Annotated in this window: 18 protein-coding genes and 1 riboswitch; of the genes, 10 read left to right on the top strand and 8 right to left on the bottom strand. The window is 52.7% G+C overall.

The window, feature by feature from the left end; genetic code table 11:
• Window positions 1-4: 4 nt before the first annotated feature.
• Both A0G03_RS14760 and A0G03_RS14765 read left to right on the top strand, forming a co-directional pair.
• Window positions 5-352 carry an FMN-binding protein gene (locus tag A0G03_RS14760; RefSeq protein WP_048259011.1) on the top strand — a complete coding sequence of 116 codons (348 nt, stop codon included), beginning with the start codon at window positions 5-7 and terminating at the stop codon, window positions 350-352.
• A 110-nt stretch (window positions 353-462) separates the two neighbouring features.
• Entirely contained in the window at window positions 463-1,992 is a 1,530-nt protein-coding gene (locus tag A0G03_RS14765) for an FAD-dependent oxidoreductase (RefSeq protein ID WP_048258910.1), read from the top strand.
• A 227-nt stretch (window positions 1,993-2,219) separates the two neighbouring features.
• On the opposite strand, the gene alkB is transcribed toward A0G03_RS14765, so the two are convergent.
• Window positions 2,220-2,876 carry a DNA oxidative demethylase AlkB gene (gene alkB, locus A0G03_RS14770; RefSeq protein WP_048258909.1) on the bottom strand — a complete coding sequence of 219 codons (657 nt, stop codon included), beginning with the start codon at window positions 2,874-2,876 and terminating at the stop codon, window positions 2,220-2,222.
• Between the two features lie 18 nt (window positions 2,877-2,894).
• The gene (locus A0G03_RS14775) at window positions 2,895-3,350 is read right to left on the bottom strand and encodes an Lrp/AsnC family transcriptional regulator (RefSeq protein ID WP_048258908.1); all 456 of its coding nucleotides are present in this window, start codon (window positions 3,348-3,350) and stop codon (window positions 2,895-2,897) included.
• A gap of 201 nt (window positions 3,351-3,551) precedes the next feature.
• Between A0G03_RS14775 and A0G03_RS14780 the strand changes: the two genes are divergently transcribed.
• Window positions 3,552-4,406, top strand: a complete 855-nt coding sequence (locus A0G03_RS14780; protein WP_048258907.1) for an EamA family transporter — start codon at window positions 3,552-3,554, stop codon at window positions 4,404-4,406.
• Between the two features lie 162 nt (window positions 4,407-4,568).
• On the opposite strand, the gene ada is transcribed toward A0G03_RS14780, so the two are convergent.
• Window positions 4,569-5,684, bottom strand: coding sequence for a bifunctional DNA-binding transcriptional regulator/O6-methylguanine-DNA methyltransferase Ada (gene ada / locus A0G03_RS14785; protein ID WP_048258906.1), 1,116 nt, complete (start codon window positions 5,682-5,684; stop codon window positions 4,569-4,571).
• Window positions 5,685-5,907: 223 nt separating this feature from the next.
• On the opposite strand from ada, the gene A0G03_RS14790 reads away from it, so the two are divergent.
• Window positions 5,908-6,570: a DNA-3-methyladenine glycosylase family protein gene (locus A0G03_RS14790; RefSeq protein WP_048259010.1), complete on the top strand. Its 663-nt coding sequence runs from the start codon at window positions 5,908-5,910 to the stop codon at window positions 6,568-6,570.
• A gap of 9 nt (window positions 6,571-6,579) precedes the next feature.
• Here A0G03_RS14790 and A0G03_RS14795 read toward each other — a convergent pair whose 3' ends face one another.
• Complete coding sequence (locus tag A0G03_RS14795) at window positions 6,580-7,050, bottom strand: multidrug/biocide efflux PACE transporter (RefSeq protein ID WP_048258905.1); 471 nt, start codon at window positions 7,048-7,050, stop codon at window positions 6,580-6,582.
• 141 nt (window positions 7,051-7,191) lie between these two features.
• On the opposite strand from A0G03_RS14795, the gene A0G03_RS14800 reads away from it, so the two are divergent.
• Window positions 7,192-8,070: a LysR family transcriptional regulator gene (locus A0G03_RS14800; protein ID WP_048258904.1), complete on the top strand. Its 879-nt coding sequence runs from the start codon at window positions 7,192-7,194 to the stop codon at window positions 8,068-8,070.
• A gap of 485 nt (window positions 8,071-8,555) precedes the next feature.
• Window positions 8,556-10,199: a class I fumarate hydratase FumA gene (gene fumA, locus A0G03_RS14805; protein ID WP_048258903.1), complete on the top strand. Its 1,644-nt coding sequence runs from the start codon at window positions 8,556-8,558 to the stop codon at window positions 10,197-10,199.
• 57 nt (window positions 10,200-10,256) lie between these two features.
• On the opposite strand, the gene norR is transcribed toward fumA, so the two are convergent.
• Window positions 10,257-11,795 (bottom strand): nitric oxide reductase transcriptional regulator NorR, encoded by a 1,539-nt coding sequence (gene norR / locus A0G03_RS14810; protein ID WP_048258902.1) that lies wholly within the window; start codon window positions 11,793-11,795, stop codon window positions 10,257-10,259.
• 167 nt (window positions 11,796-11,962) lie between these two features.
• Between norR and norV the strand changes: the two genes are divergently transcribed.
• The 3 genes from norV (at window position 11,963) to tehB (ending at window position 15,728) form a co-directional block, all read left to right on the top strand.
• Window positions 11,963-13,489: an anaerobic nitric oxide reductase flavorubredoxin gene (gene norV, locus A0G03_RS14815; RefSeq protein WP_048258901.1), complete on the top strand. Its 1,527-nt coding sequence runs from the start codon at window positions 11,963-11,965 to the stop codon at window positions 13,487-13,489.
• Between the two features lie 10 nt (window positions 13,490-13,499).
• A complete protein-coding gene (gene norW, locus A0G03_RS14820) occupies window positions 13,500-14,636 on the top strand; it encodes an NADH:flavorubredoxin reductase NorW (RefSeq protein WP_048258900.1) in 1,137 nt (378 codons plus the stop codon).
• A 231-nt stretch (window positions 14,637-14,867) separates the two neighbouring features.
• Entirely contained in the window at window positions 14,868-15,728 is an 861-nt protein-coding gene (gene tehB / locus A0G03_RS14825) for an SAM-dependent methyltransferase TehB (RefSeq protein ID WP_048258899.1), read from the top strand.
• A 113-nt stretch (window positions 15,729-15,841) separates the two neighbouring features.
• On the opposite strand, the gene ribB is transcribed toward tehB, so the two are convergent.
• On the bottom strand, window positions 15,842-16,495 hold the full coding sequence (ribB, locus tag A0G03_RS14830; protein WP_048258897.1) for a 3,4-dihydroxy-2-butanone-4-phosphate synthase: 654 nt from the start codon (window positions 16,493-16,495) through the stop codon (window positions 15,842-15,844).
• A gap of 127 nt (window positions 16,496-16,622) precedes the next feature.
• Window positions 16,623-16,839, bottom strand: a riboswitch (FMN riboswitch).
• 186 nt (window positions 16,840-17,025) lie between these two features.
• Between ribB and ubiK the strand changes: the two genes are divergently transcribed.
• Complete coding sequence (gene ubiK, locus A0G03_RS14835) at window positions 17,026-17,319, top strand: ubiquinone biosynthesis accessory factor UbiK (protein ID WP_048258896.1); 294 nt, start codon at window positions 17,026-17,028, stop codon at window positions 17,317-17,319.
• A gap of 70 nt (window positions 17,320-17,389) precedes the next feature.
• Here ubiK and yjeH read toward each other — a convergent pair whose 3' ends face one another.
• Both yjeH and zipA read right to left on the bottom strand, forming a co-directional pair.
• On the bottom strand, window positions 17,390-18,643 hold the full coding sequence (yjeH, locus tag A0G03_RS14840) for an L-methionine/branched-chain amino acid transporter (RefSeq protein ID WP_048258895.1): 1,254 nt from the start codon (window positions 18,641-18,643) through the stop codon (window positions 17,390-17,392).
• A gap of 131 nt (window positions 18,644-18,774) precedes the next feature.
• Window positions 18,775-19,773 carry a cell division protein ZipA gene (zipA, locus tag A0G03_RS14845; RefSeq protein WP_189339537.1) on the bottom strand — a complete coding sequence of 333 codons (999 nt, stop codon included), beginning with the start codon at window positions 19,771-19,773 and terminating at the stop codon, window positions 18,775-18,777.
• Window positions 19,774-19,851: the final 78 nt, after the last annotated feature.

A 19,851-nucleotide genomic window follows, 5' to 3' on the forward strand; every position in this document is an offset into this window, starting at 1 on the left:
TGATATGAAAATATGCTCAGGAATCCTTCCACTTTGTTTGTTCTTCGTAATGGGAACCGCAGTCGCACAAGACGGAAATTTTAAAGCCGGCACCTACTCTGCCGCCAGACAGGGTATCGGCGGCGATGTCACCGTCACGCTCGATATCGATGCGCAGGGGAAAGTCCTCAAATCGACGATTGATGCCCCAGAAGAGACGCCCGAAGTCGGCGGGGAAGCGGCAATTGAACTCGCAAAAACCATGACCGAAAAGCAGAGCATACAGGTTGATGGCGTGTCGGGTGCCACGATGACCAGTGGTGCGGTGCATGAAGCGGCGGAAGATGCGTACTCGCAGGCTAAAGCGAATTAATCCCGCTGGGTTCTCCACGTGCGACGCTCTACATGCGCGAAACACGGCAGTGGGAACGCGGCGGTAACACACCGTGTTGTAAAAATATTAATAACATCAAGGAAAACATCATGAAACGCTTCAGAAAAAGTGTACTCGCGACGCTCTGCCTCTCGATGATGAGCTGGTCTACCGCACAGGCGGCGGATGCAGCAAAGCCGGAAATCCCGAAAAGTGCCGATATCGTTATTATCGGTGCCGGCGCGGCTGGCACCTCGGCAACCATGGCCTCCGCAGAAAAAGGGGCGAAAATCGTCTTACTGGAAAAACAGCCGATTGTCGGTGGCACAGGTAACTTTGCCGAAGGCATCTTCGCCGCCAACAGCAGCATGCAGAAACGTCAGGGGATTATAGTGACGCCTGATATGGCGTTTAAAACCATCATGGATTACAGCCACTGGATGGCAAATCCCTTCGTGGTTCGCGCCTTCGTGAACCGCTCGGCGGACACGATTGAGTGGGTGAAATCAAAAGGCATCAAGTTTGAATACATCGGCCCCGGCGGCCCCGGCGGGATGTTGACCTGGCATGTGATCGACGGCCCCGGCCACGGACGCCACCTGATTAAGACATTCCACGAGCAGTTTAAAAGTATGGATGTCACCACGCTGGTGAAAACAGCGGGTAAAGATCTGGTCGTAAAAGACGGCAAAGTCACGGGCGTCATCGCACAAGATAGCGATGGCAACACTTTCCAGATAGACGCCAAGGCCGTCATCATCGCCACTGGCGGCTACGCCAACAATAAAGAGATGCTGCAAAAATACGCCGCTTTCCCCGACACCATTATGGTTGGCAACGTCGGTAAAGACGGTGACGGGATTAATATGGCCTGGAAAGCCGGTGCTAAACCGGACGGTCTGGGTCTGCTGCAAGCCTATCGTCCCGGCCTGCCAGACTATGCGCCTAACTCTCACCTGCTAGCCGCTGCACGTCAGCCCTATCTCTGGATTGATCAACACGGCCGCCGCTTTACCGATGAATCCAACGTCATCATCTGGCCACACTCCGGTAACGCGCTGTCAAAAGCAGGCGGCATTATGTACTCCATTTTTGACGAGGCATCCCGTAAGCATTACGTCGAAGATGGCATTGATGTGCCGATTGGCGAATGGGTTATCGCCAATACCAAGCTGACTAAATTCGATAGCGAATTTACGAAGGAAAGTCAGAAAAATCGCGGCTTCGTCTTCAAATCTGCCACCGTTGACGGACTGGCGAAAGAGATGGGCGTTGATGCCAGCGTGCTGAAAAATACACTGGAAGAAAATAACAAGTTTGCGACGCAAAAACGGGATGACGTGTTCAACAAAAACATGGATTACCTGCGTCCAATAAAAACCGGTCCGTTCTATGCGGTGAGAATGCAACCCGCCGCGCTGGGCACCTTGGGTGGCGTGAAGATCGACGAGAAAATGCAGGCGATAGATAAATCCGGTGAGGTCATTCCGGGCCTGTACGTCACAGGTAATGATGCCGCTGGCATGTATGGCGACACCTATGACCTGCTGTTAGGCGGCGGCACGTTTGGCTTTGCGCTAAATTCGGGTCGAATTGCAGCAGAAAGTGCCCTTGATTATATGAAGTTCAGCAAGAAATAAGCTCGTCTCTTAAGTCTACTGCCGTTCGTTTAAGCATCGAGATACACGGGGCGACCACAGGGGTGAGGCGTCCCTGCGGGACCCCCCCTGTGTTTCCCCTAACAACGGGCTTAAGCGAACAGCATTATGCCCTAAGCCAGCCTGTATGCCGATGCGGGCTGGCTATCTATTTAAAAGGAATTCACTCAAACACAAACGAAATTCACGGTAAGCGGAATAGCGTTCTCTTATCCGGCTTTACGAAACGTCAGATTAAAACGGCATGCATCAGGCATTCCTTCCGGTAAGGTGCCATTTTTCAGCGGCAGAATACCGTGGAAATAGAGCCGCGATTCACCGCCCCAGACCACCACATCGCCGTGCGTCAGCGGAACGCGCTGTGCTTTATCGCTACGAGCCATGCCGCCAAACAGGAATGTCGCGCTCAGCCCCAGCGAAACAGACACGATGGGCTGGTGAAAATCCCGTTCGTTTTTATCCTGGTGCAGAGACATGCGCGTACCGACATCATAGCGGTTGATGAGGCAGGCATCCGGTTCAAAATCAGCAAACCCAGCGTCGCTCGCCGCCTGCTTCGCCAGTCGGGAAAAGGCCTCCGGCATAGCGGGCCACGCTTCTCCACTTAGAGGATCCTGTGAAGTGTAACGGTAGCCTTGTTCATCCGTCACCCAGCCGAGCGGTCCGCAGTTACTCATCGCCACCGACATCACAAAGCCGCCCGGCGTGACCATATTACGCAGCGGTGCACGCGCAATGACGGTTTGCAGCGCCGCCAGCAACGCTGGCGCATCGTCATAGGCGCGACCACGCAAGATCAGCGCACCCGGTGCTAACGTTTCTGTCCAGCGACGCGGTGCTTCATCGGCAAATAAATCAAAATTCACGGTATTTAGCCTATCTCACTAGGGAACCAACGGTGTCCCGCCAATGTGTTTCATCACAAGCGTAGTCGACGTTTCTGCGACACAAGGTATCCCCTGAAGCTCGGTAGTGACAAAATCCGCCAGCGTGTCCATGCTCTTTACCCATACTCTCAGCATGTAATCACTTTCTCCTGTCACAAGCATACATTCGGTGACTTCTTCCATGCCTTTCACCGCGTTAACAAACTCTCGATGCGCTCCAGGATTAGGGCGAGACAATTTAACTGAAATCAGAACACAAATCCCCAGACCAAGTGCACCAGGATTTAGCTTTACAGAATATCCCTCAATCACCCCAGCCATTTCCATCTGCCGGATACGTCTCCCACAAGGCGTAGGCGAAAGCCCGATGCGTTCTGCCACCTCTGCTGTAGTCATTCTGCCGTTGCTGACCAAGGCAGCAAGGATACGACGATCGATAGCGTCTAATTTCATGCTTAGCCGTTTCCTTCAAAAAAGAAAATATCTTGCCGCTTTACGTCAATTTAAATGCATTACATGAAGATGTTTGCACACATCCACCATCATGTCATTGGTAAAATTTATCGCGCTAACGATACCAATGATGGCGGCAAAACCGTTTTTCTAAATATTTGCCAACGTGTTCTTTTTTAACTAAGAAATAGCGACACCATAATGAATAAATCCGTTCACCTGCCATTACTGGCTGTTTTCGTTTCGCTTATTTCTATCCAGGTGGGGGCTGCTTTTGCCAAAAGTGCCTTTTCCGTGGTGGGACCATTTGGTATGTCGGCGCTAAGAGTGGGTATCGCCATGCTGTTGCTCGCTGCAGTATTTAAACCCTGGCAATTACGAACGGACAAAAAGGGATGGAAAACTCTCGCCATCTACGGTGTGATGATGGGGGCAATGAACATCCTCATCTATATGTCATTCAAATACATTCCCGTGGGCATCGCCATTTCCATTGAAGTATTGGGGCCACTCACCGTTGCAATGCTCGCTTCGCGCCAAAAATCCGATTTGGTATGGATCAGTTTTGCCATTCTTGGGCTTCTACTACTACCGTTAGGCAGCCAGAATGGTTCCCTAGATCCACGCGGGATCGCCTACGTCATAGCCGCCGCTTTTTGCTGGGGAATGTATGTACGAGTTGGCAGCAAAGCGGCAGAGTTTGGTAGTCGTGGCGTTGCTATTGGCACTGTTTTTGCCTCACTGTTTATCGTACCAATCGGTATTTATCAGAGCGGCTTTGCACTTCTTATTCCCGATATTTTCATGCTCGGTTTTTTGATTGCGATTATGTCGAGTGCGCTACCTTTTTTACTGGATATCTATGCGCTGCGCCGCTTATCTAGCAATACCTTTGGAATTCTGATGAGTGCATCGCCCGCCGTCAGTGCATTATCTGGTTTTTTTATATTGGGAGAAAAACTTAGCTTCGCTCAATCTAGCGGCATACTGGCAATTACCGTTGCCTGTATGGGAGCAACGTATTGTGCAAAATCAAAGACCGTGAAAAATAAATGAGCAAAGAGAAAAACGAAAAACTCACCATGCCATTGAATAATTTCAGGTCTGCGTTACGTTTACAATTTGCAGGAGATGCCGAAGCCGCACGAGTTGCAGACGCTTAGCTTGCTCTGTCAGCCTTACCGCACGGTGGCGCTTCATCGGCAAATAAACCACGATTCACGGCAGCGAGTCCTCTGAATGATGTGCGGCTTGTTCTTTCTCCACTTGCTCTTTCTCCAACAGGGCACGTTTACGCTCAACGCCCCAGCGATAGCCTGACAGCGCGCCATCATGCCGAACCACGCGATGACAAGGAATTACGACCGCCAGCCGGTTTGCCGCACAGGCACCCGCAACAGCGCGCACGGCAGCGGGCGAGCCAATTCGATCAGCAACCTCACGATAACTCAGCGTTTCTCCTGCCGGAATGGCCCGCAGTGCCTGCCAGACACGCTGCTGAAATACTGTGCCGCGAATATCGAGCGGCAGCGCCAGCCCGATGGACGGATCGTCAACAAACCCGACGACCTGCGCCATCCGCCGTTCAAACGCCGCATCACCGCCGACCAAATGCGCGTTAACAAACATCTCCTGAAGCGCATTGAGCAGAGGTTCAGGATCGTCTCCCAGCAGGATCGCGCAGATCCCTTTTTCGCTTTCCGCCACCAGAACGTCGCCAAGTGAGCAGCAACCAATCGCAAAGTGGATCGTCATCCCCTTTCCCTTGTTCTGAAACGCCGTCGGTGTCATCCCTAAATGCGTACCGGCTTCGGCATAAAAACGCCCGCTGGCATCATAGCCCGCCGCAACAATCGCCGTGGTCACCTCATTATTATCGGCCAATTGTTCACGTAACTGCCGGTGACGATGGGCGCTGGCATACTGTTTTGGCGTCAGACCCGTTGTGGTTTTGAACATGCGATGAAAATGGAAAGCGCTTATTCCTACGGCTTGAGCCAGCATCGCCAGCGTCGGCGGACGATCCGACTGCTCTATCATCCGGCAGGCACGGGCAATCTGCTGTGTCTGCTGTTCCTGTCGCGAAAGCGTCCCCTGACGACACCGTTTACACGGGCGGAAACCCGCCGCCTGTGCTTCATCAGCCGTCGCGAAGAACACTACATTTTCACGCCGGGGCTGGCGTGATGCACAGGATGGAGAACAGTAAATCCCCGTCGTTTTCACCGCATAGATAAAGCAGCCGTCAGCCGCCTTATTACGCGTAACCACTGCCTGCCAGCGCGAGTCAGCATCCTGAAACGGCGTATCGTTAAGCATCGTGTCGTTACGCATTTGTGCACCTCATTTCAATTCAGTATTACGGCTAATCTTACTATTACTGAAAGTCACGTCATGCGCTAACGCTAAACCGAAGCAGCCCTGTGCACACGTTCAACTCTTGCTTTTTCATTCGGGTTTTCTTTTTCATACGAATAGCCCTTCCCAGATGGCGCGCCGCACGGCAATCACCTATGCTCGTTTCCTGCCCTTTGCGTTCTCACAACGGAAGCCGTTTATGCCATCCCACTCGCCGTCAGATTTGATGCAGCACGCCAAAACACATCTCAGTGCAATTAATGCACGCTGGGCCAGCGTGATCGAGCAGGTCGGCGACTGTCGTCATCAAACTGCACCACACCGGGAACCCTATGAGGCGCTGATGCGTGCGGTTGCCTATCAGCAACTGACGACGCGTGCCGGAGATGCGATGGTCGCGAAGCTCCTGAGAGTGCATGACGATGTCTTTCCCAGCCCGGAACAGATGCTGACCTGCCCCACCGACACACTGCGGCAGTGCGGCTTTTCTGCCCGCAAATCGGATACGCTACATGGCATTGCACAGGGTGCACTCAGCGGGCTGGTGCCGAGCCTCGAACGGGCCGCAAATATGGACGATGATACGCTTATCCAGCAGCTCACCTCGCTCAAGGGAATCGGGCGCTGGACGGTAGAAATGTTTTTGATTTATTCGCTGGAACGCACCGACATCATGCCGCTCGACGATTTGGGCATTCGTCAGGGATTGCGCTACGTCTATGATTTACCGGATATGCCGAAACCGCGCGATTTGCAGGCACTGAGCCTGCAATGTCAGCCTTATCGCACGGTGGCATCATGGTATTTATGGCGATCGCTTGAGCTACCGGCGTATCAGAGTTTCAAACTGACACACCGGTAAAGGAAGGGACTAGCGCAAGCGGGAGTTCGCCGACACGTGTTGAACATGATTGCGACGATTCACAATTCGCTCACGTAACGTGTCGTAAGCCCAGTTATACACCACGGTGTAGGGCAGGAAGAACAGGAAGAAGCCGATCTCCACCATCAGCGCCTGCCACAGCGTAACGTTCAGCATCCACGCCGCCAGCGGCAGACCAATCAGGATAAAACCGCCTTCAAACCCCAACGCATGCGCGACACGGATCGGCAGCCGACGCTTCACGCGATCCGCAGGCCATAAGCGATCAAATATCGAGTTGTAGATCATATTCCAGATCATCGCGACGCTGGACAACATAATCGCCAACGCGCCCATATCGAAAAGGGATTTATTCAGCAGCCAGGCACCCGCTGGCGCACAAATCATCAACGCAATCAGCTCAAAGCCTACGGCATGGCACAGGCGTTCACGTAAGGTTTTGCTGCTCTTATTCTGCATAGCATATTCACTTTTATTTATTGCACGTTACTGGTCAGTTTTTTGCCATGACCATGGATGGCATCGTATTACGGCCTTATTTTCATCGCATAAGATGGTAGAGTACAGTTAGATTCCATCGATAAAAACGATAGGTGCATTATGCGTTATTCACCAGAATCCTTGCTGGCTTTTATCACCGCCGTTGATGCAGGCTCGTTTTCTGCCGCCGCACGACGATTACATAAAAGCCAGTCCACCATCAGCGCCGCCATTGCCAATCTGGAAGCCGATCTGGGGCTGACGCTATTTGATCGATCCGGTCACCAGCCCGTTCTTACGTTGGCAGGCAGAAAAGTGCTTTCTCACGTACAGGCTATCTTATCCGCCAGCGAGCAGTTGGATGAACTGGCGATCCGTCTGGCCGACCATATCGAGCCCCACCTGACGTTCGTGCTGTCCGACATCTGGCAAGCCACCCATTACGAACCCGTGATTCAGCGTTTCGCACACAACTTTCCCGATATTGAATTTGAATGTCTGGTTGCGGAAGGCGACGATGTCATCGACCTGCTGCAAATGGACCGCGCGCATGTCGGGCTATTACGCGCTCAGACAGATTATCCACCCGATATTGCCGCTGCGCGTTTGCAGGTTAAGACTGAAATGGCCGTTTTCGTGTCGGCAGCTCACCCGCTCGCGACTGAAAAAACCGTAACACGTAGCCAGTTGGCGACCGTCCGCCAGCTCTATCTCAATACCTATAAACGTAGCGACCGACTGCAACCGGAAGGGATCGTCTGGTCTGCACCGTCCTACCTTATGCTGTTGGAAATGGCACAGCAGGGGCATGGTTGGAGCATCCTGCCGCGCTGGCTGGTGGCGCAATACGACCGACAAAAACTGGTGGAACTGCCTGTGTCAGGCTGGCCGCAGTGGATTGACGTCGATGTCGTCTGGTCTAAACCTCATCCGCCCGGCCCTGCTGGCCTGTGGATGATCGACAATCTCCTTGCTCAACAAGAGAATACGCCGTCATAACGCAGGCAAAATCACAGCGGTCATCCTACGGGTCACAGCACTATGGCTTTTGTGATGCGCTCGTTTTCCATGAAGAGATAAAAAGCCGACAACGGTTCCTTTATATCGCCAATGGATAACATTAAAGATTAAATGGTTATTATTTTTAATTTCACCGTTTACTTTACTTAATTAAGGCAATTAAAAGAGGAATATTTCCACGCTAATCCGTGTGCATTTTCCTGTGTCACCTGCACACGAAAAACCTGTGCTGCGCCGCGGCTTCTCTCGTCTGTCACAGGAAAAAATAATGCACATCATCATTATTATTGTGATGTACCAAAGTAGTACTTCCCGACAAAAAACCATACTATTATAGGGATTACTACTTTTGTATTCGAGACATCCCTGTGGTGCTGCGGTAATACGCCTTACCTTAATAATAAGACGTTGAATCCTATAAAGGTCGGAATTTACTAATTAATGCAATTGCAAGTGAGAAAAAAATGTCGAATAAACCCTTCTATTACCAAGATCCTTTTCCACTAAGTAAAGATGACACCGAATATCGCCTGCTGAGCAGCGATTTTGTCTCTGTCGCGCAATTTGAAGGCCAGGATATCCTGAAAGTCGAGCCAGCAGCGTTGACCCTTCTGGCACAGCAAGCCTTCCACGATGCTTCTTTCATGCTCCGCCCCGCTCATCAGCAGCAAGTTGCCGATATTCTCCACGACCCAGAAGCCAGCGAAAACGATAAATACGTTGCCCTGCAATTCCTGCGCAACTCAGAAATTTCCGCCAAGGGCATTCTGCCGACCTGTCAGGATACCGGTACCGCGATTATCGTCGGTAAAAAAGGCCAGAACGTCTGGACTGGCAGTAACGATGCCGAAGCACTGTCGCAGGGCGTGTACAACACGTTCATTGAAGACAACCTGCGCTACTCGCAGAACGCCGCGCTGGATATGTACCAAGAGGTCAACACTGGCACCAACCTGCCAGCACAAATTGACCTCTACAGTACCGAGGGCGAAGACTATAAATTCCTGTTCGTCACCAAAGGCGGCGGTTCTGCCAACAAGACCTACTTGTATCAGGAAACCAAAGCGCTGCTGACGCCGGGTAAATTGAAGAGCTTCCTGATCGAGAAAATGCGTTCATTGGGTACGGCGGCCTGTCCGCCGTACCACATCGCGTTTGTGATTGGCGGTACCTCGGCAGAAACCACGCTGAAAACGGTGAAGCTGGCCTCGACTAAGTACTATGACGCGCTGCCAACCGAGGGCAACGAGCACGGTCAGGCATTCCGCGATGTCGCACTGGAGCAGGAGATTCTGGAAGCGGCACGCGATCTGGGTCTGGGGGCGCAGTTCGGCGGTAAATATTTTGCGCACGACGTGCGGATTATCCGCCTGCCGCGCCACGGTGCTTCTTGTCCGGTCGGGATGGGCGTATCCTGTTCCGCTGACCGTAACATCAAAGGCAAGATCAACCGCAAGGGCGTCTGGCTAGAGCAGCTAGAGCAGAATCCGGGCAAATATATCCCTGAGCACCTGCGTGAAACGGGCGAAGGCGATGCAGTTAAAATCGACTTGAACCGCCCGATGGCCGAGATCCTGAAGACGCTGTCGCAGTATCCGGTATCCACCCGTCTTTCCCTGACCGGCACCATCATCGTGGGTCGTGACATTGCTCACGCCAAGCTGAAAGAGCGTCTGGATAACGGTGAAGGTCTGCCGCAGTACATTAAAGATCACCCGATCTACTACGCAGGCCCAGCGAAAACGCCGGAAGGCTACCCGTCCGGTTCGTTAGGCCCAACCACCGCAGGCCGCATGGATTCCTACGTCGATTTGCTGCAAGCCAACGGCGGCAGCATGATCATGCTGGCAAAAGGTAACCGCAGCCAGCAGGTGACCGACGCATGTCATAAACACGGTGGCTTCTACCTCGGCAGCATCGGCGGCCCGGCAGCGATTCTGGCGCAGAACAGCATCAAGAGCCTGACCTGCGTCGAGTACCCTGAACTGGGTATGGAAGCTATCTGGAAAATCGAAGTCGAAGATTTCCCTGCCTTTATTCTGGTTGATGATAAAGGCAACGATTTCTTCCAGGTGATTCAGAGCGCCAAATGCGTGAAATGCGGTTAACTCACTTCTGCTGTGACTAGAGGTGAAGCATCAGCGCCCCGATTTTAGGGGCGTTTTTTATTTGATGCCCAGTCGCTTTGCCAGACGGTGTAGGTTGCCGCTGTCCATTTCCAGTTCTCTTGCACAGGATGACCAGTTGCCCTCATGGCGCGCCAGCGTTTGTTGGATAATCCGACGCTGGTAATCATCCGTTGCCTCTCGCAGGCCGCCGCTGATGAAATACGCGGGCGCGGTTTCAATAGCATTCGACGATCCTGATCTGGAATGAATAGGTTGAGAGGGAAGTTCGAGATTGAAATGCTCAGGGCCTAAAAGCACCTCGCCCGATTCTTGTCCGGCACGCGCCAGCACAGTGGCGCGGTAAATGGCGTGCTCCAGCTCGCGTACGTTCCCCGGCCAGTCGTACTGTTCCAGCAATGCGCCCGCTTCCGCGGTTAACGCCAGACGTGCCAGCCCAAGCTGTGCACGACTGCGCTCACAGAAGAAACCGGCTAACAGCGCCACATCCTGACTGCGCTCACGTAGCGGCGGAACAGACAGCGGGAACACGCTCAAGCGGTGGAATAAATCAGCACGAAACGCGCCATCCAGCACCGCCTGCCGCAGATCGCGGTTAGTTGCTGCCAGCACGCGCACGTTCACTTTCAGGCTGCTGTCATCCCCCACGCGCTGTAGGTCGCCATACTGCAACACGCGCAGCAGCTTCGCCTGGAGCGTCAACGACAGCTCGCCAATCTCATCCAGAAACAGCGTACCGTTGTCCGCCATTTCAAACTTGCCGGTTCGATGATGAATCGCACCAGTAAACGCCCCTTTCACATGACCAAATAATTCGCTCTCTGCTACCGATTCCGGCAGCGCGGCGCAGTTCAGATACACCAGAGGATGATTTGCACGACTGGAACCATGATGAATCGCCCGTGCTACCAGTTCTTTACCGACGCCAGTCTCTCCCATGATCAGCACGTTCAGATCGGAACCCGCGACGATATCGACCTCTTTCTTCAACCGCTGCATCGGTTCTGATAATCCAACCATTTCTTCCACGCTTTCCGCTGCCGGACTTTCGGCACGCACCGGCGCGGGCAACTGCCGTTCAAGGCGTTCCATCAGCAGCGCATTACTTAGCGCCGCCGCCGCCATCGCCCCCACCAGCCGCAGTTCCTCATCACTAAAATGATCGAACTGGCACGGGTCCATGCCGTCTACGGTCAGCGCCCCGATCAGGTTCTGATTGGCAAACAGCGGCAGGCCGACGCAGGCGTGCACCTTAAGATCCTCCTGACTGGGAATCAGGCCGTCATACGGATCGGGAAGCTGACTGTCCGCCGGAAAACGCACGACATCCCCAGCACGGGCAATCGCCTCTAGACGAGGATGATCGGACAGACGAAAACGTCGCCCCAGCACGTCCGGTGCCAGGCCATCTATCGCCAGCGGGCGGAATAGCTGATTTTCGTAACGCAGCAACGCCGACGCATCACAACGCAGCAGTTGGCGCAGGCTGTTGATCAAGCGCTGAAAACGATCCTGATTCGATAGCCCCATTTGCAGCTCGATAGCGATATGGGCAAGGGCGTTAATAGAAAGCGTCATGGTGTGTCCTAATGACAATACCTGTGTCATTAAGACAATAGATAAAGTGTGTCACTTTGACAAATGCTATTTATCAAAACCTTATAAATCAATATATTAAAAACTGGCACGCTTCCTGCAATCCTTACAGCATATTTTCTCGCATATGCTTATTGAGGTTTCAGAACATGACGATTCACGTAAAGAACAACATCCACTGGGTTGGACAACGAGACTGGGAAGTCCGTGATTTTCACGGCACGGAATACAAAACGCTGCAAGGCAGTAGCTACAACAGCTATCTGATCCGCGAGGAGAAAACCGTACTGATCGATACCGTCGATCACAAATTCAGCCGTGAGTTTGTGCAGAACCTGATGGCGGAAGTGGATCTGAACACGATTGACTACATCGTGATCAACCATGCCGAAGAGGATCACGCTGGCGCGCTGAGCGAGCTGATGGCGCGTATTCCCAACACGCCGATTTACTGCACCTATAATGCGATCGATTCCATTACCGGCCATCACCATCATCCTGAATGGAATTTCCACACCGTCAAAACTGGCGACACGTTGGATATCGGCAACGGCAAGCAGTTGATCTTTATCGAAACACCGATGCTGCACTGGCCGGACAGCATGATGACCTACATGACCGAGGATGCCGTGCTGTTCAGTAACGATGCGTTCGGTCAGCACTACTGTGATGAGCATCTGTTTAATGACGAGGTGGATCAAACTGAGCTGTTCGAGCAGTGTCAGCGCTATTTTGCCAATATTCTGACGCCATTCAGCCGTCTGGTAACTGCCAAGATCCACGAAGTCCTCGGCTTTAATCTGCCACTGTCGATGGTCGCGACCTCGCACGGTGTGGTGTGGCGCGACGATCCTGCCCAGATCATCCACCTCTATCTGAAGTGGGCGGACAGTTATCAGGAAGATCGCATTACGCTGTTTTACGACACCATGTCCAATAACACCCGCATGATGGCCGACGCCATTGCGCAAGGCATCAATGATGTCGATCCGGGCGTCGCGGTGAAAATCTATAACGTCGCTCGCCACGACAAGAACGAAATCCTGACGCAGGTCTTCCGCTCGAAAGGCGTGTTAGTCGGTTCATCCACCATGAATAACGTAATGATGCCGAAAGTTGCTGCCATGCTGGAAGAGATCACTGGCCTGCGTTTCCAAAATAAGAAAGCCTCGGCATTTGGTAGCTATGGCTGGAACGGCGGTGCGGTAGACCGCGTTCAAACCCGCCTGATGGACGCCGGTTTTGAAACCACGCTGGCGCTGAAAACCAAGTGGCGTCCTGACGGTTCAGCGCTGGAAATTTGCCGCGAGCACGGCCGCGAAATTGCTCGCCAGTGGGCGCTGCATCCGCTGGATGATACGCCCGCCCGTCGCGTCATCTCGCCCACAAAACAGGCCGTCGTATCGCAAGCCGCAACCGCACCACAAAGTGTAAGCGCCCCTGCCGAAAGCGCCTGTGGATGCAACGAAGTCGCTGCACCACAGTCAGCAGCACAGCCAACGGTGCAGTCAGAAAGCGGCTGTATGCAGTGCAGCGTCTGCCAGTGGATCTACGATCCGGCACTTGGCGAACCGATGCAGGATGTCACACCTGGCACCATGTGGTCGGATGTACCCGACAGCTTCCTCTGTCCGGAATGCGGGCTGGGTAAAGACGTTTTCAATCCGATTCGCTAAGGAGAGGGTGATGAAAGATATCGTGATTATTGGCGCAGGCTTTGCTGCCCGCCAGCTTATCCGGCAGCTACGTAAGCTAGATGCCCACTGCCCTATCCGCTTGATCACCGCCGACAGCGGCGATGAGTACAACAAGCCGGATTTAAGCCATGTGATGAGCCTGCAACAGCACGCCGACGATCTGACCAAGATGCAGGCAACCGCGTTTGCTGAAGAAAACCGCATTGCGCTGCTAGCCAATACGCGCGTTACCGCCATTGACCGCAACGCGCAACAGGTTGTCTGTGGCACGAAGCGTTACGATTACCACAAGCTGGTGTTCGCGACCGGGGCTAGCGCAATCGTGCCACCGATTCCAGGGTGCGAACATATGCTGACGCTCAACAGTCAGCAAGAATACCGCACTCACGAAGCCCGACTCTGGCAGGCCGAACGCGTGCTGGTGCTCGGTGCCGGACTCATCGGCACTGAACTGGCAATGGATTTGGGTCGTGCCGGAAAACGCGTCACGCTGGTTGACTGCGCCAGCAGCATTTTGCCTGCGTTGATGCCGCCTGAAGTCAGCGCACGTCTGCAATTCACGCTGACACAGCAGGGCGTTTCTCTGCTGCTGAACACAACCGTGCAGCAGTTGGAGAAAAACGAAACCGGCGTGCAGGCTATGTTTACCGATGGGCGCACGGTGGAAGTAGACGAAATCATCTCCGCTGTCGGTTTGCAGGCCAATACACAATTGGCGAAAGCGGCAGATTTAGCGGTGCAGAAAGGCATCCAAACCAATGCACAACTACAGACCATCGATCCGCAGATTTATGCGCTAGGCGACTGCGCGGAAATTGGCGGTAAACTTTTACCGTTCCTGCAACCCATTCAGCTCAGCGCGATTACGCTGGCGAAAAACCTGCTGGGCGCCAATGAGGCGTTAACCCTGCCGCCGATGCTGGTTAAAATCAAGACGCCGCTGTTTCCCTTACAGATGGCAGGCGATACCACCAGCAGCGATTTGCACTGGCAGCAGGAATGGAACGAACAGGGTATGGTGGCCAAAGCACTGGATAGTCAGCAAAGGCTGCGTGCCTTTGTGGTCGGCGGCGAGCGGATGAAAGAGGCATTTCCGCTACTTCGACAGCTTTCTGCCACCGTCTGAGACGGCAAAAATAAATAATGCATTTAAAATACATATTTCTGGTCAGCCTGCGTGCGGATTAATAGAATACGGCTATACCCTAAATAATTCGAGTTTCAGGAAGGCGGCAAGGGAAGGAATCCCGATGAGCTTACTAAGGTAAGTGATTCGGGTGAGTGAACGCAGCCAACGCACATGCAACGTGAAGTATGACGGGTATATAGATTGTAGAATTTACAGACCGAGGTAACGATGCAAGATCTCATTTGTTATAAGAAGATGCCACAGTGGAACAGCCAGACGCTGCCTGCCGCGTTTCAGGAAAAGCACAACACGCAGGAAGGCACTTGGGCAAAACTGACCGTATTGAAAGGGGAAATGACCTTTTCCATGCTGACCGAAGATGGCGATACGCTGGAGACGTTCCACTTCTCTGAGCAAAATCAGCCGCCGTTTGTGGAGCCGCAGGCGTGGCATCGCATCGTCTCGTTCTCTGACGATCTGGAATGTCAGCTTAGCTTTTTCTGTTCGGCGGAAGATTTCTACCATAAAAAATACGGCCTGACGCGAACCCATTCCGAAGTGATCAACGCAGTACAGCACATCAAACCGGGTAAAACGCTGGATTTAGGCTGCGGTGGCGGACGTAACTCGCTGTATCTGAACCTGCGCGGGTTTGACGTGACCGCCTGTGATAAACACGAGCAAAGCATTGATTCGCTGAATAACATCATCCAGAGCGAAGCGCTGGAAAACATTCGAGCGGGCGTTTACAACATCAATCTGGCTGAAATCAAAGAGCAGTACGACTTCATCCTGTCGACCGTCGTATTGATGTTCCTGGAACGCGACCGTATTCCGCACATCATCAGCAATATGCAAAACAGCACCGTTGACGGTGGCTATAACCTGATTATCGCAGCAATGTCGACGGAAGACTGTCCGTGCCCGATGCCCTTCTCGTTTACCTTTAAAGAAGACGAGTTGAAGAACTATTACACCGATTGGGAAATCCTTAAATACAACGAGGACATGGGCGAACTACACAAGACAGATGCGCAGGGTAATCGCATCAAGCTGCGTTTCGCTACGCTGTTGGCAAGAAAAATCTAATCGCATCAGCCGTTAAAAAGCCTAATTCATTAAGAAATAGGTCGTTAACAACCTGAACCATAAAATAGAAAAGGGCCGATTAATCGGCCCTTTTGGTTCTCTATCTGCGTGAATCAGCTCGCTTTGCGCTCTGCCGCTATGCGGTAAGCAACGAGATCTTCAATCGTCAGCACCGGCATGTCGTGCTGCTTGGCAAACGTGATCACTTCCGGCGCGTGCGCCATTGAGCCGTCATCGTTCGTCAGCTCACACAGTACGCCAGACTGCTTCAGGCCCGCCAGCGTCATCAGATCGACTGTCGCTTCAGTGTGACCACCGCGCGTTAGTACACCACCCGGCTGAGCACGCAACGGGAATACATGACCAGGGCGATTCAGATCGCTCGGTCTAGCGTTATCCGCAATCGCAGCACGAATGGTGGTCAGACGATCGGCAGCGGAAACACCTGTCGTCACGCCTTCAGCGGCTTCGATCGTCACAGTGAACGCCGTTTGGTAATGGCTGGAGTTCTTCTCAACCATCATCGGCAATTCCAGTTGCTGGCGACGCTCTTCCGTCAGGCACAGGCACACAATGCCACTGCCGTGACGAATCGTCAGCGCCATTTGTTCAACGGTCATATTTTCAGCGGAAAAGATCATGTCACCTTCGTTTTCACGATCTTCATCATCCAGTACCAACACGCCGCGGCCATGACGCAATGCATCAAGTGCGCGTTCTACGCGTTCAGTAGGATTGCCAAATTCAGAAAGTAATGTCTGATTCATGGTAAAAAACCTCAATGTTATTATGGGTTACCAGAATCAGGGCGAGCTTGAGGAGTAACCACTACTACTAGTTGCATAGCAATGGTTAACAAAAATAACGCGAGCGAGCATAAAGCTCGACAGATACCGTTACTCTCTCCCATCCGGACTTTAACCGTCGGCCCCGGAATTACACCGGGTCTGCTGACCTCACGTTGTGAAATCGATAATAAAATCGGAAAACCAATCAATATCGAAAAACATAGCGTGAGCGCTCGCGGGCTTCCAGTACACAGAACCTTATTCGTTCATATGTTCACTGGTTTACCGCCGGTGGGGAATTACACCCCGCCCTGAGAATAAGCGGGTTTACTATAACGCTAATACCTCGAGAGGGCAATTGATCCACGGCAGGAAATAGGGCAAAACGTATGCTGGATTACAGTAAAATTATGCTGAATATGTGCAAAGCAGATGTCGGATTTCGTTTATAGGCATTACACTTGCTTTTGCTATAGTCATTACTTACATAACCTAATCAGGAAAGCGACATGATTGACCCAAAGAAGATTGAGCAAATCGCCCGTCAAGTGCATGAATCCATGCCAAAAGGTATCCGGGAATTGGGTGATGATGTGGAGAAAAAGATTCGTCAGGTCTTGCAAGCACAGTTGACCCGACTGGATTTGGTGAACCGTGAAGAGTTCGATATTCAGACGCAAGTTCTGCTGCGCACGCGCGAGAAGGTTGCGCGCCTGGAACAACGCATGACCGACCTGGAAGCAAAATTGTCTGCGGAAGAAAAGCCAGCCGTAGTGCAGGAAGTCGCGCCGGAAAACGACTAATCATCATCGCGATACAACGCCCTGCTCAGGGCGTTGCTCGATTATCACCACAACAGCGACGATCGCCCGCTCAGTGGGAAATCAGTTCAACCGACTTGCGCGGCAGAAACAGCCATAACACGGCCAGCATAATTAACGCGTACAGCGATTTCCAGCCGATCATCAGCAACAGCGCACAACAAATCATGCCTCCTATTGCCGCCATCACTCTGGCGCGGCCTTTCAGCAAACGCCACCCTGCCAGCATACACAGCAGATAGATCAGCACAAAGATGCCATTCGCGTACACAATCAGCATATCCAACGGCAGCCTGAGCCAATAAATTAACAGGCAGCACACCAGACAACAGGCAACAACAATCGACAGCGCATTCACCGGCGCCTGCCCTGCGGACAGCTTCGCCAGCGCACTGCCTTTCGGTGCCTGCGACCAGACTAAACGGGCGAATCCCTGCGTGTAGATATTCACGCTGGCAAAACAGGCCAGATACCCAACAAAGCAGGCAATCCACAAGGCGTGCTGACCAAACAACTGCACGACGATCCCTGGCAGTGACGCCGTTGCGGCAATCCCCTCCCCGTAAGCCTTAAAATGCAATACCGCTACCGTGCATCCCCAATAAACCGCGCCAGCAACCAGCATGCCGATGAGTAAAGCCCGTGGAAAATCTCGCTCCGGCACCCGAAATTCCGTCGCCATGTGAGCGAACGCTTCAAGACCAACGAAGCACCAGAACATCACAGCCAGCGCGCCGAAGGTGTTAGGCCATGACAGTTCACTCACCGACGGCCAAGGAATGTGCGCAGGCGCAATATCACCCTGCCACCAGATCGCGGCAACCAGCCCTACAACTAACATCGCGATGACGATCTGAATGTTAGCGCTGGACCCTGCACTGCGCAGGCCAAGCAGCCAGATACCACCTAACGTCAACAGTTGTACGCAGAGCAGCCCCAGATCGCTCCAGCCAAATGCCGCCTGCCAGAACCCCGCAGCAATCTGCAAAGCCGCAGGCAGGCCAAGAGGAATAACGGAAAGGAATAGCCAGCCGGTCACACGCGCCATGCGCGGCCCAAAGGCTAAATGAACAAAGTGTGCGGCACCGCCCGCATGAGGAAAACGTTGCCCCAGCGCAGCAAAGCCAATGGCGATAGGAAAAACAAACAGGATCAATATCGGCCATGCCCACAGACTGTCTTGCTGTGCCAATTGCGCGACCAGCGCAGGAACCGCAAACACCCCGGTCCCCAATAGCGAAGTAGAAAGCAGCCCAACGCCTTGAATCAGGCCAAGCTCTTGTTTTAATCCTTTTGCTTCACTCACAACGTTTCACCTTTTCCTGCTTTTCTACATCAATGTCGGATCAAAGAATCACGGTCGGATCGAAGGATAAAAAAAAGCCTCCACTGACGGAGGCTTCTCTCTCACCTACTGCTTTCACATACATTATGCTATCAAGTGTTGGCCTTCAGCACATCGCGAATGCGAGCTTTGTAGGATTCAACCTTTTGCGGCGTCATCATACGACGCTCATCGTCCTGCACTACACCGCCAACATCGTCAGCGATACGCTGCGCAGACTGTAGCATCAGTTTAAAATTTTGGCTGGCGTCACCATAAGACGGCACCATCATGAAAATGGACACGCCGGGCGTCGAGAATTCAGACATTGTGTCCACATTAAACGAACCAGGTTTAACCATATTCGCCAAGCTGAACAACACCGGCCCTGCGCCAGCGGGGTTCACATGGCGATGGAAAATATTCATTTCACCAAACTGGAAACCGGCCTGAAGCAGGCTTTGTAACAGCAGTTCACCACCGATGACACCGCCTTGATGTGCCACCACGTGCAGCACCAAAACGGCTTCTTTTGCCGCAGCAGGTTCAGCAGGTTGCTGAGGTGCAGGCTGTACTTTCTCATGTAGCGAATGCGCGACAGGCTGTTGTGGCGCAGATGGCGGAGCATCATATGCAAACGGTTCACGCGGGGCGTCAGGAATAGGGTTTTCTCTAGGGTCGACAGCAAGCGGATTGGCATCGCCACGCACCTGAGAACGCGGAGAATCTACTGGCGTCGCTTCGTCCAGTAACGGATCGTAAGAAGAGACGGGAGACAGATGTTCAAACGGCGATTTCGCCTCTGAACGAGCCTCTTCGCGCGCGTTGTAGTTATCAAACGAAGTGTTATCAAATGAGGAATGATCAACCGAAGCACTGCCAAATGAAGGTTCGCTCTGCTGCGGACGAGCACCTTTCACGCGAACTTCGCCAACGCCTTCATCCAGATCGTCAAGCGGCGTTTCATCGCGCGCTTTCTTTGCACGTTTAACCGGGCGGTCACGAAAAAGGGACGAACGCTCTTTACGGCTGGTCCACAAGCCGTGAAGTAAAAGCGCTATTATAGCGATAGCGCCAACAACGATTAATATCAGACGCAAGTCCTGCATCATTGCTATCCCAATTTTTCCGACAATACATTGCCAACATGACAAATACTTATACTACTAACTCTATTTGCCTGAGTACAC

Origin of the sequence: Pectobacterium peruviense, from assembly GCF_002847345.1 — a bacterium.
In the GTDB taxonomy this organism is placed as follows: Bacteria; Pseudomonadota; Gammaproteobacteria; order Enterobacterales; family Enterobacteriaceae; genus Pectobacterium; species Pectobacterium peruviense.